At 69.1% G+C, this 14,191-nt stretch carries 11 protein-coding genes and 1 tRNA gene; 9 read left to right on the top strand and 3 right to left on the bottom strand.

The window, feature by feature from the left end; all coding sequences use genetic code 11:
• Positions 1–49: 49 nt before the first annotated feature.
• Positions 50–126, bottom strand: a tRNA-Pro gene (locus tag DSX2_RS05495).
• Positions 127–587: 461 nt separating this feature from the next.
• On the opposite strand from DSX2_RS05495, the gene DSX2_RS05490 reads away from it, so the two are divergent.
• Both DSX2_RS05490 and DSX2_RS05485 read left to right on the top strand, forming a co-directional pair.
• Positions 588–2,102 carry an SDR family oxidoreductase gene (locus DSX2_RS05490; protein ID WP_035040910.1) on the top strand — a complete coding sequence of 505 codons (1,515 nt, stop codon included), beginning with the start codon at positions 588–590 and terminating at the stop codon, positions 2,100–2,102.
• Between the two features lie 106 nt (positions 2,103–2,208).
• On the top strand, positions 2,209–3,291 hold the full coding sequence (locus DSX2_RS05485; RefSeq protein WP_020880163.1) for an OmpA family protein: 1,083 nt from the start codon (positions 2,209–2,211) through the stop codon (positions 3,289–3,291).
• Between the two features lie 148 nt (positions 3,292–3,439).
• Here DSX2_RS05485 and DSX2_RS05480 read toward each other — a convergent pair whose 3' ends face one another.
• Both DSX2_RS05480 and DSX2_RS05475 read right to left on the bottom strand, forming a co-directional pair.
• Positions 3,440–4,435, bottom strand: coding sequence for an ornithine cyclodeaminase family protein (locus tag DSX2_RS05480; RefSeq protein ID WP_236615086.1), 996 nt, complete (start codon positions 4,433–4,435; stop codon positions 3,440–3,442).
• Entirely contained in the window at positions 4,411–5,574 is a 1,164-nt protein-coding gene (locus DSX2_RS05475; RefSeq protein ID WP_020880161.1) for an alanine racemase, read from the bottom strand. Before DSX2_RS05475 ends, DSX2_RS05480 begins: the two co-directional genes overlap by 25 nt.
• Positions 5,575–5,685: 111 nt before the next feature.
• Here DSX2_RS05475 and DSX2_RS05470 point away from each other — a divergent pair, with 111 nt between their 5' ends.
• The 7 genes from DSX2_RS05470 (at position 5,686) to DSX2_RS05440 (ending at position 13,971) form a co-directional block, all read left to right on the top strand.
• The gene (locus DSX2_RS05470) at positions 5,686–6,603 is read left to right on the top strand and encodes a LysR substrate-binding domain-containing protein (protein ID WP_201764403.1); all 918 of its coding nucleotides are present in this window, start codon (positions 5,686–5,688) and stop codon (positions 6,601–6,603) included.
• Between the two features lie 302 nt (positions 6,604–6,905).
• Complete coding sequence (locus DSX2_RS05465; protein ID WP_020880159.1) at positions 6,906–7,736, top strand: CerR family C-terminal domain-containing protein; 831 nt, start codon at positions 6,906–6,908, stop codon at positions 7,734–7,736.
• Complete coding sequence (hlyD, locus tag DSX2_RS05460) at positions 7,733–8,884, top strand: secretion protein HlyD (RefSeq protein ID WP_020880158.1); 1,152 nt, start codon at positions 7,733–7,735, stop codon at positions 8,882–8,884. The genes DSX2_RS05465 and hlyD overlap by 4 nt, the downstream gene beginning before the upstream one ends.
• Positions 8,881–10,683 (top strand): ATP-binding cassette domain-containing protein, encoded by a 1,803-nt coding sequence (locus tag DSX2_RS05455; protein ID WP_020880157.1) that lies wholly within the window; start codon positions 8,881–8,883, stop codon positions 10,681–10,683. Before hlyD ends, DSX2_RS05455 begins: the two co-directional genes overlap by 4 nt.
• Positions 10,680–11,807: an ABC transporter permease gene (locus DSX2_RS05450; protein WP_020880156.1), complete on the top strand. Its 1,128-nt coding sequence runs from the start codon at positions 10,680–10,682 to the stop codon at positions 11,805–11,807. Before DSX2_RS05455 ends, DSX2_RS05450 begins: the two co-directional genes overlap by 4 nt.
• Positions 11,807–12,937 carry an ABC transporter permease gene (locus DSX2_RS05445; protein ID WP_020880155.1) on the top strand — a complete coding sequence of 377 codons (1,131 nt, stop codon included), beginning with the start codon at positions 11,807–11,809 and terminating at the stop codon, positions 12,935–12,937. The genes DSX2_RS05450 and DSX2_RS05445 overlap by 1 nt, the downstream gene beginning before the upstream one ends.
• A gap of 53 nt (positions 12,938–12,990) precedes the next feature.
• Positions 12,991–13,971, top strand: a complete 981-nt coding sequence (locus DSX2_RS05440) for a D-glycerate dehydrogenase (protein ID WP_020880154.1) — start codon at positions 12,991–12,993, stop codon at positions 13,969–13,971.
• Positions 13,972–14,191: the final 220 nt, after the last annotated feature.

The raw sequence follows: 14,191 nt of genomic DNA, 5'->3' as shown, positions 1-14,191 counted from the left end.
GCAAAAAAAGAAGGCCGCCCTTTCGGACGGCCTAACCTATTGAAATAACTGGTCGGGATGAGAGGATTTGAACCTCCGGCCCCCTGAACCCCATTCAGGTGCGCTCCCAGACTGCGCTACATCCCGACGCAGGGGGATTCGTGTAGACTTTTCGCAGGGGGCTGTCAACGAGAGATGTGAAGTTTTCGTGCGGGAGGGGCCCCGGCTACCGACGAGTGCGGCCCGGAAGTGCGGCCCGGCGCCCGTTTTTCCGGCGTGTCCGGCGTCCGCCGCGCCCTGCTCCCGGCCCATTGCGCCCGCCGTTTCGTTGCGCCGGGGGCGAGCATCACGTATGTACTGGGCCGGTTTCGGTGCCTTTCGAACCTCTACGCGGGAGTTCTGGCGTGTCGTCGGAGAAGTCGGCAGGGAATTCACCGGAGCGGTCCGCCTCGGTTCCGGGCGGGCAGTCGAGCGGGAAGCCGGGCGGACAGCCGGACGGGCAATCGGCCAGCCTGGCGGCCGACAGGCCGCACGCGGAGCCGTCCGCCGAATCATCTGCTGCGTCTTCCACCCCCCGGGCGGCCGGGCGGCCGGACGGGGACAGGCCGGTGCTGGTCACCGGCGCCACGGGCTACGTGGGCGGGCGGCTGGTGCCGCTGCTGCTCGAGCGCGGCTATCGCGTGCGCGCCGTGGCCCGCACGGCGGGCAAGATGCGCTGCCGCCCCTGGGGCGGCCACCCGAACGTCGAGCTCGCCGAGGCCGACGCGCACGACCTTTCCGCCATGCGCGAGGCGGCGCGCGGCTGCGGCGCGGCCTTCTACCTCATCCACTCCATGCGGGCGCGCTACGACGACTTCGCCGCGGCCGACCGCCACGCCGCCTACACCATGGTCCGCGCGGCCCGCGACGAAGGGCTCTCGCGCATCATCTACCTCGGCGGCATGGGCGAGGATTCCGCGGACTTTTCCGAGCACCTGCGCTCGCGCGCCGAGATCGGGGACATCCTCTCCCTCGGCCCGGTGCCGGTGACCGTGCTGCGCGCCGCCGCCATCCTGGGCTCGGGCAGCGCTTCCTTCGAGATTTTGCGCGGCCTGGCCGAGCACCTGCCGGTCATGCTCGCGCCGCGCTGGGTGCGCACCCGCTCCCAGCCCATCGCCGTCAGCGACGTGCTCGGCTACCTCGCGGGCTGCCTGGAGCACCCGGAAACCGAGGGCCGCTCCTTCGACATCGGCGGGCCGGACGTGCTCTCCTACGCCGAGCTCGTGCAGCTCTACGCCGAGGTCGCGGGGCTCAGGCGGCGGATCATCATCCCCGTGCCGGTGCTCACGCCGGGCCTCTCGTCCTACTGGCTCAAGCTCTTCACCCCGGTCTCCATGGCCCTGGTGCGCCCCCTGGTGGAGGGCATGCGCAACGAGTGCGTGGTCCGCGACCCCGCGATCCGCGCGATCATCCCGCTGGAGCCGCTCTCCTGCCGCGAGGCCATGGAGCGCGCCCTGGACAAGGTGCGCCAGAAGAGCGTGGACACCTGCTGGAGCGACGCGGGCGGCCGCCGCCCTCCGGAGTGGACGCAGTGCGGCGACCCGGCCTATGCCGGAGGCCGCGAGCTGCAGTGCGGCTACAAGGCCACGGTGGAGGCCTCGCCCGAGGCCCTGTGGGACGCCCTCTCGCGCATCGGCGGCGAGACCGGCTGGTATTCCGGCCGCCTGCTCTGGCGGCTGCGCGGCCTGGTGGACCAGCTCGTGGCCGGGCCCGGGCTCTCGCGTGGGCGCCGCAACCCGGACGAGCTGCGCGAGGGCGACGCCCTGGACTTCTTCCGCGTGCTCAAGGCCGAGCCGCAAAAGCGCCTGCTGCTGCGCTCCGAGATGCGCCTGCCCGGCGATGCCCTGCTCGAGTTCCACGTGCAGAAGATCAGCCGCAACGCCACGGAGCTGGTCGTGCTGGCCCGCTTCCTGCCGCGCGGGCTGGCGGGCCTGGCCTACTGGTACGGAATCTACCCCCTGCACCACGCGGTCTTCGCCTCCATGCTCGAGGGTCTTGCCAAGGCCGCGGGCGGAAGGCTGCTCGAGGAGCCGAAGCGCTACACCAAAGTCCTGCGCAACGCCTGCTCCATCTTCTTCAAATAACGTCGAAACCCGGCCTTTTCCTTTTTTCGTTGAGCATGGCGAGGGATATGTGCTATACGACATCCACTTTTGCGGAGTTCTCACATTGCAACCAAAGGATAGAACCATGAAATTGCGTCACAACTTCAGCCTCGCGGTCGTGCTCGCCCTGGCCGCCCTCCTCCTGGCGCAGGTTCCGGCCTACGCCGAGAAGAAACTCACGCCCAAGATCGACAACTTCATCGTCCTCTTCGACATGTCCGGATCCATGGCCTGGGGCTACGCCGGAACGGACCAGTCCAAGGCGCAGCACGCCCTGGAGGACCTGAAGGCCATGAACCAGATGATCCCCGAGCTGGGCTACAAGTCCGGCCTGGCCACCGTGGCCTCCTACGAGAAGTACGCCGGTCTCGCCCCCTACAGCCGCTCCGCGTACGCTTCGAACATCGGCGACCTCGGCCCGGCCGTGGACGCCAAGACCCTGCTCGGCCCCAACACGCCGCTCGGCGACGGCATGGCCCAGGCGGGCAAGGACTTCGGCCCGGGCCTCAAGGGCAAGACCGCCATCATCATCTTCTCCGACGGCGGCCTGAACGCGGGCCGTGACGCCGTGGCCGCGGCCGAGGCCGTGAACAAGGCCTCGAACGGCAACATCTGCTTCGACACCGTGAGCTACGCCACCACCCCGGCCGCCCAGAAGCTGCTGGACGACATCGCGGCCGTGGGCGGCTGCGGCTACTCCGTGACCGCGGCCGACATGGCCGACTCGGGCAAGCGCGCCCAGTTCGTGAAGGACGTCTTCTACACCGAGACCGAGGTCTCCAAGCCCGCGCCCGCCCCGGTCGTTGCGCCCAAGCCGCTGACCATGCGCCTCGAGATCCTCTTCGACTTCGACAAGTCCGACATCAAGGCCAAGTACGTGCCCGAGGTCGAGAAGGTCGCCAAGCTCCTCAAGGAGAACCCGGAGGCCACCGTGGCCATCGACGGCCACACCGACGGCATCGGCACCGACGCCTACAACATGAAGCTCTCGCAGCGCCGTGCCGACGCGGTGAGGGACTATCTGGTCAAGAAGCTCGGCATCAAGGCCGACCGCATCACCGCCCAGGGCTTCGGCAAGAGCCAGCCCATCGCCAGCAACGACACCGACGCGGGCCGCGCCCAGAACCGCCGCGTCGTGGCCATCTTCAACGGCCTGTACGAGAAGTAGCCGACAGCGAGAGAGGGCGCGACGGTGGCGCGCCCTCTCCTTCCCGGCGCGTCTCGCGCCGCGGGGGGACACGGGGCGATCCGCAAGGGTCGCCCCGTCTTTTTCCGGCCCCCGGCCAGTCCGCCCCGATCACGCCGTGGCATCCCGCTCAGACGCGCGTCGCCAGGCCTTGCTCGAGCGCCTTGTCGAGGGCGAGGGAGCAGATGGCGAGATCCTGCAACGCCATCCCGGAACTGTCGAAGATCGTTATCTGCTCCTCTCCCGTCCGGCCCGGGGCTCCGTTCAGGACCGCTCCGAGAGGGGTAATTCGATCCGTTTCAATGCAACCCGCCTTGAACGCCGCCTCGTACTCGCCGACGGTGACGGACTGCTGCACCACATCGGCGAACAACGACGCCTCGGCCACCAGCCGCGGATCGAGCTCCTGCTTCCCTTCTCCATCGGCCCCCATGGCGGAGACATGGGAGCCGGAACGCGTCCATCCCGCCTCGAAAAGCGGACCGCACGCGGCTGTGACCGTGACTATGATATCCGCGCATTGCACCGCTTCCCTCGGTTCCGCGACAAAGGCCTCGAGGCCGAGCGTCCGGCGTGCCCGGTCGGCAAAGGACTCTGCCGCCTCCCGGGAGCGGTTGACGATTATGACCTTGTTGATCGGTCGCACTTCGCGAATGGCCAGCAGTTCGAACCAGGCCTGGTGCCCTGCCCCGATGACGGCAAGGGTGGAGCTGTCCGCGCGGGCCAGTCGGCGCACGGCGACCGCATCGGCGGCAGCGGTCCGCAGGGCGGTCAGATGGGAAGCCGCGACAAGCGCGCGGGCATAGCCGGTATCGGGGTCCAGCAGAAGCGTCGACGAAGCGTGGGCCTCTTCGCCCCGGGCTCTGTTTCCAGGCCAATAACTGCCCACCTTGAGCCCCACGACCCCGCGGGTCTGCATCAACCCGCTCTTCATACTGAACCGCGTTGCCGGATCGGGACCATGACCCGATACCACAGGGAAGACCTTCGCCTCCCCGCGGCCGTATTCACGAAACATGGACTCGATCGTTTCGATCGCGTCGCTCATCGAGACCACACGCCTCGCGACGTCTTCAGTAACGAACAACATGGCGATTCCCCCTACCACCCCGTGAATCTGGGCCATTCGGCAGTCGCATCGCCCCCCCCCGCGCCGATCACGTGGTACCGGTCATGCTGGGCGGCCGTCGCGCACGCGTGGCTGGGAAGAATCCTCAGCCGCGTGCCCACGGGAAGTTCCGGCGCGCCTGCCCGGGCATCGGCCCGCAGGGCGACTATCCCGTGCTCCTGATTGGCATTGACGACAACAAGGCCGGGAATCGGCCTTCCGGCCATGTCGCACACCACCCCGTATCCCTGGTCGACGGGCTGCCCGGCCGTGCCCCTGTCGCACGAAAGGGCCATCCAGCCCGCATCGATGACGGTCCACCCTTTTTCACGCTGGTGGCCGATCACCGTGGTCAACACGGACAGGGCGATGTCGTTCTCGGCGCACACCCCGATACCGGCCTGCACGAGATCGAAAAAGACGAATGCCCCGGCACGAACCTCGGTGACGCCTTCATAGCTCTCGGCAAAATGCGCGGTCGGGGTCGAACCTACGCTGACGACCGGACAGGCATGGCCGTGGGCGCGCAGCATCTGCGCCGCCGTGACCGCGCTCGCGCGTTCGTTCTCCGCCGCGGCCCTGAGCGCCGCCGCGCTCTCCGCCTCGTAGCTTTCACCGGCATGGGTCAGCACCCCCCGCAGGCAGGCTGAAGGCCCCAGTCTGCGCGCGATCGCGAGCAGCAGCTCCGAGTCCCCCGGCTTCACACCGGAGCGGTGCCCGTCGCAATCGAGCTCGATCAGCACAGGGATCGGATCAGCGGGGTCGGACGCGACCGCCACCGCCTCGGCCTGCTCGAGACTGTCGAGGAGCACGGTGAGCGCGACGCCGCCTTTGCGAATGGACTGGACCCGGGGCAGCTTGCAGGGGGAAATACCCACCGCGTAGGTGAGGTCCGTGATACCCGCCGAGGCGAACTCCTCCGCCTCGCGCAGCGTGGAGACTGCAGCCGGGCCGTTTGCCCCGGTGATCAGCCGACGCGCCACCTCGATGGATTTCGCCGTCTTGAGGTGGGGGCGAAACCCGACGCCCGCGGCCGCGAGACGTGCCCGCAGACGGGCGATGTTTCCATCCATCCGCTGCTCATCCAGAAGCAGGCAGGGGGTCTGCAGGGCCCGGAGGGAATCGGTCGAACGTCGGTCGTCTCGTGGAATTTTCATGTCACCATCCTGTGGAATGCCTTCGGCAAGAGTAGGACGGCGCAGCAAAAACCTCAATTTACAAGCCGAGAATCCGGCATTAATCTGAACTTAATGCTCACATCCGATGACATGCTCTTCTTCTCGGCCGTCAGCCGGTCATCCTCTCTGGCGGCAGCCGCCCGACTCCTCAATGTGACCCCTCCCGCCGTCACCCAGCGTCTCCGTTCCCTGGAAACCCGGCTCGGCGTGCAGCTGGTGGACCGGGGGACCGGCAGGATCATGCTCACGAGCGAAGGGGAGCTTCTGGCCAGGCGGTCCATCGGCGTTCTCAATGAGGTTGAGGCGGTCACGGAGGAATTGCAGGAACGAAGGGGCGTGGTTTCAGGCCATCTGCACGTTGCAGGCCCCACCGGCTTCGGCCGTCGCCATATCGCCCCGCTGGTCGCGCAGTTCCACAGGCGACACCCGCAAGTCAGCATCAGTCTTGACTTGTCGGACAATCCGCTCCGGCTGAAACCCGATGCGTGGGATATCGTGATCCATATCGGCCAATTGCACTCCCAGCCCTATCAGATGGCCATGCTGGCCCCAAACGATCGGATACTGTGCGCATCGCCGGACTACATCTCACGCCGCGGCACTCCGGGATCTCCCGCCGACCTGGCAGGCCACGACTGCCTCGCCCTGCGGGAGAACGACGAGGACGTGACGCTTTGGCGCTTCCAGCGGCGCGACGGCAGTTCCGAAACCGTGCGCATCGCGGGCGGCGTCTCGTGCAACGACGGCGATGTCATCCGCGACTGGGCTTTGTCCGGGCTCGGCGTCATCCTGCGCTCGGAATGGGACGTCGCAGACGACCTGGCATCCGGGCGCCTGGTCCGCCTGCTGCCGGACTGGACTCCGCCCGATGCGCCCGTGGTGGCCCTGCTCGGTCCGCGCCATAACCGGGCCGCCCGGACGCGATATTTCCTCGAAAGCTTCCAGCGCGCGTTCACTCCCGCGCCTTGGCGGGCAGCCACCGCCTCACGGGGGAGCCAAGGGGGCTGAGGCCCGCATGCGCACGGAAGGACGGCCGGGCCGGGGAGGGAAAAACCTACCGGGCGCGGTTCCCGGCCATGCGTCGATATCCCGCCCGCCGCCCTGGCCCGGCTTCCCTGCCCCCTCCGCCCGCTCGTCCTGACCGCTCCCGCCTGCGTCAATCCCGCAGAAACCCTGTCCCTGCGCCGTCCCGCGCGCGATCCCCGGCAGTTTCCCGCCCCCTCGTCTTGACATATTCAGTCGATCGAATAAAACGAACGAATCAATTTGCCGCAGGGCCTCTGTCCCGCGGCGGGCACGCGGAGGAAGACATGGCGCGACGCGCCCAGGGAGAAGCGGCCGAGACGCGCGCGGGAACCAGCGCAAAGGCGCGCGCGGACGCGCAGCCGGATACCCATCCGCAGGCGCGGACGGCGGCACGCGGCAAAGCGGGGACGCGAGCCAAGGCCGGCGCGGCCACGCGGCGCGCCGCCCCCCCCGAGGGCGAGACGCGCAGGCGGCTCATCGAGGCGGGCATCGAGCTCTTCGGGCGGCACGGCTTCGAGGGCGTGAGCACCCGCGCCCTGGCCAGGGAGGCGCAGGTGAACCTTGCCGCCATCCCCTACCATTTCGGCGGCAAGGAAGGGCTCTACCGGGCCGTGGTCGAGTTCGTGGTCCAAACCGTGTCCGAGCAGCTGGGAGCCACCCTGCTCTCCGTGCGCGAGATGGCCCGCGACCCGAGGACCGGGCGGGACGAGCTGCTGGCCGCCGTGCGCGGCATGATCCGCAGCATGGTCCACACCATCCTGGGCTCGTCCGTGACCCTGGACTACTGCCGGGTGCTCATGCAGGAGCAGATCACCCCCACCGAGGTCTACGACGTCCTCTACCAGGGGCTGTTCCAGGCCATGCACCAGACCTGGACCGCGGTCCTGGCCCGGCTCCTGCATGCGCGGGAGGGCAGCCCGGAAGTGGACATGCGCGCCCAGGCCGTCATGGGGCAGATCGTCATCTTCCGTATAGGCATGCCCGTGACTCTGCGCTATCTACGGACGGAAAGACTGCACCACGACCATCTGGAATGCATCGCGCGGCTGGTTGCCGACCAGGTCGAGGCCCTGGCCCGGTGCGCGCAGGAAGCGACCCTGGAGAACGACGCATGAAGGCGAAGAAGTTCCTGTTCCTTGTCCTCGTCCTGGCCGTGGCGGGCGGACTGTGGTGGACGCTCGGCCGCAGGGCCGAGGAGGCGAACGGCAGGCTGCGGCTTTACGGCAACGTGGACATCCGGCAGGTGGAGCTCTCCTTTCGGGTCGGCGGCCGCCTGGAGGAGCTGCGCGTGGACGAGGGCGACCCGGTCAAGCCCGGCATGGTCGTGGCCCGCCTGGACGCCCAGCCCTACCGCGACGCCCTGAACCAGGCCCTGGGCCAGCGCGACGTGGCCGCCGCGGACCTGGACAAGCTGCGCACCGGCTACCGCACGGAGGACGTGGCCCAGGCCCGCGCCCTGGTGGCCCAGCGCGAGGCCACGGTGGAGAACAACGTGCGCCTTGCCCGCCGCCGCGAGGCCCTGGTCAAGAGCGGCGCCATCTCCGAGCAGGAATACGACGACGCGGTCACGCAACGCGACGAGTCCCAGGCCCAGCTCGACCAGGCGCGCAAGGCCCTGGAGCTTCTGGTGCACGGCTACCGCAGCGAGGACATCTCGGCCTCCGAGGCCAACATGCGCGCCGCCGAGGCCGCCGTGGCCTCGGCCATGACCAACCTCGCGGACACCGAGATCATCGCCCCCTCCAAGGGCACCGTCCTCTCCCGCGTGCGCGAGCCGGGCGCCGTGGTCTCCCCGGGCGACACGGTCATCGTCGTCTCCCTGGCCTCTCCGGTCTGGGTGCGCGCCTACGTCTCCGAGCCCGACCTCGGCCGCGTGCATCCGGGCATGAAGTTCCTCGTGACCACGGACAGCAGGCCGGACAAGCCCTACGTGGGCCACGTCGGCTTCATCTCGCCCGTGGCCGAGTTCACGCCCAAGAACGTGGAGACCGAGAAGCTGCGCACCGACCTCGTCTACAGGCTGCGCATCATCGTGGACCACCCGGACGAGGGGCTCAGGCAGGGCATGCCCGTGACCGTGACCGAGCCCGCGGACCAGGACGGGAAGGATCGGCAGACGGACGACAAGGACACGACACAGGCCGCCCCGCAGGCTTCCGACCAGAATGCGTCGCAGGCCGGGGAACAGGCCGCCGGACAACCCGCCGCGCAGCCCGCCCCGCAGGCCGCGCCCGCCGCTCCCAGGGACAAGGCCGCGCAATGAGCCTTGACCCGGCCTCCCAGGCAGCGTCTTCCGGGACGCCTCCGAGCGCCCCCCAGGGCCAGGCCCCCCTGGCCACGGTCGAGCATCTGGTGAAGCGCTTCGGCGCCGCGCCGCGCCCGGCCCTGGACGACGTCTCGGCCGCAGTGCTGCCCGGCATGGTCACCGGCCTCGTGGGGCCGGACGGCGCGGGCAAGACCACGCTCATCCGCCTCCTGGCCGGGCTGCTCGTGGCCGACGGCGGGAAGGTCGAGGTGCTGGGGCTGGACGCTGCCGGGGACCCGGACGAGATCCACGCCCGCATCGGCTACATGCCCCAGAAATTCGGCCTCTACGAGGACCTGACGGTCATCGAGAACCTGCGCCTCTACGCGGACGTGCGCGACCTGCCGCCCGAGGAGCGCGACGCCACCTTCGAGCGCCTGCTCGGCTTCACAGGGCTCGCGCCCTTCACCTCCCGCCTGGCCGGGCGCCTGTCCGGCGGCATGAAGCAGAAGCTGGGCCTGGCCTGTGCCATGATCCGCCGTCCAGAGCTGCTGCTCCTGGACGAGCCGAGCGTGGGCGTGGACCCCATCTCGCGCCGCGAGCTGTGGCGCATGGTCCAGGAGCTGGCCGCGGAGAACATCGGCGTGCTCTGGAGCACCGCCTACCTGGACGAGGCCCAGGCCTGCGACCGGGTGCTGCTCCTCTCCGAGGGCCGCCTCGTCTTTTCCGGCCCGCCCGGCGAGCTGACCGGCCGCGTGGCCCACCGCGTGGCCCAGGTGCGCGGCATAGAGGGCAACCGCCGCGCCGTGCTGCGCCGCGCCCTGGACACCCCCGGCGTGGTGGACGGCGTGATCCAGGGCCGCCACGTGCGCCTGGTCATGGCCGAGGGCGCGCCCGTGCCGGACCTCGCCGCGCTCAAGGCCGGGGAGAGCGCGGAGATCGTGCCCGTGGAGCCGCGCTTCGAGGACGCCTTCCTCGACGTGCTCGGCGGCGGCCCGGGCGGCACCTCGCCGCTGGCCGTGCAGATGGAGGCGAAGCCCGAGGACGCGCAGGACGTCATCGAGGCGCGCGGCCTGACCAAGGTCTTCGGCACCTTCACCGCGGCGCGCGACGTGACCTTCGCCATCCGCCAGGGCGAGATCTTCGGCCTGCTCGGCCCCAACGGCGCGGGCAAGTCCACCACCTTCAAGATGATGTGCGGCCTGCTCAGGCCCACCAGGGGCCAGGCCCTGATCGACGGCCTGAGCCTGCTGGACGCGCCGGGCAAGGCGCGCTCGCGCATCGGCTACATGGCCCAGAAGTTCTCCCTCTACGGCGCGCTCAGCGTGCGCCAGAACCTCGACTTCTTCTCCGGCGTCTACGGCCTCAGCGGCAAGCGCCGCCGCCAGACCATAGAGAACATGGTCTCCACCTTCGCGCTCGAGCCCTTCCTCTCCTCCTCGGCCGACGAGCTGCCGCTGGGCTTCAAGCAGCGCCTGGCCCTGGCCTGCGCCGTGATGCACGAGCCGCCCGTGCTCTTCCTGGACGAGCCGACCTCCGGCGTGGACCCCATCACCCGCCGCGAGTTCTGGTCGCACATCAACGGCATGGTCGAGAAGGGCGTGACCATCATGGTCACCACCCACTTCATGGACGAGGCCGAGTACTGCGACCGCATCGGCCTGGTCTACCGCGGCCGGGTCATCGCCACGGCCTCGCCTGACGAGCTGAAGAACGGCGTGCGCGGCGACGAGCTGCCCGACCCCACCCTGGAGGACGCCTTCGTGGCCCTGGTGCAGCGCGACGAGGCCGAGCACGCCGCGCAGGAGGCCGCGTGAGCTCCCCGCGCCTGCGCAGGCTCCGCGCCATCATGGTCAAGGAGACGCTGCAGATCCTGCGCGACCCCTCCTCCATCCTCATCGGCTTCCTGCTGCCCGTCTTCCTCACGCTGCTCTCCGGCTACTCCGTGAACCTCGACATCAAGGGCGTGCCCATCGGCGTGGTCCTCGAGGACGCCTCGTCCGACGCCCAGTCCCTGGCCGCCGCCTTCCTGGCCACGCCCTACTTCAAGGCCACCGTGGCCCGCGACCGCCGCGCCTTCGACGACGAGATGGTCTCCGGAAAGATCCGCGGCATAGTCGTCATCCGCCAGGACTTCACCCGCCGACTCGAGCGCGCGGACGAAAGCGCGCCCTTTCAAGTCATCTCGGACGGCGGCGAGCCCAACACCGCCACCTTCGTGCAGAACTACGCCCAGGGCGTGTGGCTCGGCTGGATGCAGGGCCGCGCCCTGGAGAAGGGCCTGCCCTTCCAGCAGCCCGTGGAGCTCACGCCGCGCATGTGGTTCAACCAGGAGCTCCTGAGCCTCAACAGCCTGCTGCCGGGCGGCATGGCCATCAACCTGACCCTCATCGGCGCCATGCTCACCGCCCTGGTCGTGGCCCGCGAGTGGGAGCGCGGCACCATGGAGGCCATGATGGCCACGCCCGTGGGCCGCTTCGAGATGCTGGCCGGGAAGCTCGTGCCCTACTTCGTCCTGGGCATGGCCGCGCTCTTCATCTGCCTGCTCATCACCCTCCTCGTCTTCCACATCCCGTTCCGCGGCTCCATCCTGGCGCTCTCCGCCGTCTCGGCGGTCTTCCTCGTCTCCGCCCTGGGCATGGGCCTGTTCATCTCCTCGGCCGCGCGCAACCAGTTCGTGGCCGCGCAGACCTCCATCCTGGCCGCGTTCCTGCCCGCCTACTTCCTCTCGGGCTACGTCTTCGAGACCGCGGGCATGCCCGCGCCCATCCGCATGCTCTCCTACGCCATCTCGGCCCGCTACTACGTCTCGTGCCTGAAGACCCTCTTCCTGGTCGGCGACGCCTGGCCCCTGCTCCTGCCCAACATGGCGGGCATGGCCATAATCGCCTTCATCTTCCTCTTCCTCTCCACGCTCAAGACCGCCAAGAGGATCGCCTGATGTTCGGCCGCGTGAAAGCCCTGGTCATCAAGGAGCTGCTGGCGGTCCTGCGCGACAAGAAGAGCCGCATGGCCCTCATCATGCCGCCGCTGCTGCAGCTCACCATCTTCGCCTTCGCCGCCACGCTGGAGGTCAAGAACGTCTCCCTGGCCGTGCTCGACAAGGACGGCGGGCAGGCCGCCGTGGAGCTCGTGCAGCGCTTCGCCGCCGCGCCCTACTTCACCAAGATCATCACCCTGCACGGCCAGGAGCAGGTGGCCCCGGCCCTGGAAGACGAGACCGCCATGGCCGTGCTGGTCATCAACCAGAACTTCTCGCGCGACGTGGCCCAGTTCCGGCGCGCCACCCCCGTGCACCCGCAGGCGGCGGTGCAGCTCCTCTTGGACGGCAGGCGCAGCAACACCTCACAGATCATCCAGGGCTACGCCTCGCGCATCGTGGAGCAGTACAACGCCGACTACGCCTCGACCTACAATCTGCGCGGCCCGCCCGCCGAGCTGGTGGCCCGCAACTGGTTCAACCCGAACCTGGACTACCTGTGGTTCACCGTGCCGAACCTCATCGGCATGCTGGCCATGGTCGTGGGCCTCATGGTCACCTCGCTGTCCGTGGCGCGCGAGCGGGAGCTCGGCACCTTCGACCAGCTCCTGGTCACTCCCCTGCACCCGCTGGAGATCCTGGCCGGAAAGACCATCCCGGCCATGATCATGGGGCTGCTGGAGGGCTTCCTCATCGTGGCCGTGGCCATCCTCCTCTTCCGCATCCCGTTCCACGGCTCCATCATCGTCCTGGCCGTCAGCCTCTTCCTGTACATGTTCTCCGTGGTCGGCTTCGGCCTGTTCATCTCCTCCCTGTGCAACACCCAGCAGCAGGCCATCCTCGGCACCTTCACCTTCATGGTCCCGGCCTCGCTCCTCTCCGGCTTCGCCACGCCCATCGAGACCATGCCCCACTTCCTGCAGATCATCTCCCTGGCCAACCCCATGCGCCACTTCCTCGTGGCCGTGCGCGGCATCCTCCTGAAGGCCATGCCGCTTTCCATGGTCTTCGACACCCTCTGGCCGCTCCTCGTCATCGCCCTGGCCACCCTCTCCCTGGCGGGCTGGTTCTTCAGCCGCAAGCTGGAATAAGCGGCCCGTTCGGGGTATCCTCGTGCACGCACACCGCCCACAAGGAGATCCCCATGGCCAAGCCCAAAGTCTACGTCACCCGCCGCATCCCCGAAGCCGGGCTCGACCTCCTCGCCCACCACGCCGAGCTCGTGGTCAACCCCGAGGACCGGCCCCTTTCCCGCGACGAGCTGCACAGGAACGCGGCCACAGCCGACGGCGTGCTCGGCCTGCTCACGGACAGGATAGACGCCGCATTCTTCGACGCCGCGCGAAACCTCAAGGGCTACGCCAACTACGCCGTGGGCTTCGACAACATCGACGTGGCCGAGGCCACGCGCCGCGGCATCCCCGTGTCCAACACCCCGGACGTGCTGACCCTGGCCACGGCCGAACTCGCCTGGGGCCTGCTCTTCGCCGTGGCCCGCCGCGTGGTGGAGTCCGACGCCGTCATGCGCTCGGGCCGCTGGCCGGGCTGGGGCCCCCTGCAGTTCATCGGCGCGGACGTCACCGGCAAGACGCTCGGCATCGTCGGCTCCGGCCGCATCGGCACGGCCATGGCCCGCATGTCGCGCGGCTTCGACATGAAGGTCCTCTACACCTCCTCCTCGCGCCGAAACGATGCCCTGGAACAGGAACTCGGCGCCCGCCGCGTCCCCTTCGACGAGCTCCTGGCCGAGTCCGACTTCATCAGCATCCACGCCCCCCTGACCCCCAACACGCGCCACCTCTTCAATGCCCAGGCCTTCGCGCGCATGAAGCCCACAGCCGTCCTCGTCAACACCGGCCGAGGGCCCGTCATCGACGAGGCCGCCCTCGTCGCGGCCCTCACCGACGGACAGATCGGCGGCGCGGGCCTCGACGTCTACGAGTTCGAGCCCAAGATGGCCGAGGGCCTCGCCGCCCTGCCCAATGCCGTGCTCCTGCCCCACATCGGCTCCGCCACCCGCTCCTCGCGCGACGGCATGGCCGAGCTGGCCGCCAGGAACCTCATCGCCATGCTCGAGGGCGACACCCCGCCGACCTGCCTGAATCCCGATGTACTGAAGAAATAAGGGAAAGGCTGACGAGAGAAGATGCCTCCGGCGGGCAGGGAGGGCTGCGCGCCCTCCCTGCACCCTCCGCGCCAGGCTGAGCCTGGACCCGCTCCGCATGCGGCACGCCCGGGCGAAGGACACGGGCGGTCTGGGCGTGGAGGGCTGTGCAGGCGGAAGGCATGAGGCCTGTCGTGCATGTCGGCTCGGTCGGAAGACCGGGCCGTTTTTTCGTCTTCCG

Origin of the sequence: Desulfovibrio sp. X2 (genome assembly GCF_000422205.1) — a bacterium.
GTDB lineage: Bacteria > Desulfobacterota > Desulfovibrionia > Desulfovibrionales > Desulfovibrionaceae > Alkalidesulfovibrio.
The sequence above is the reverse complement of the archived record's forward strand: the minus strand, read 5'-3'. Positions and strand labels throughout refer to the sequence as shown.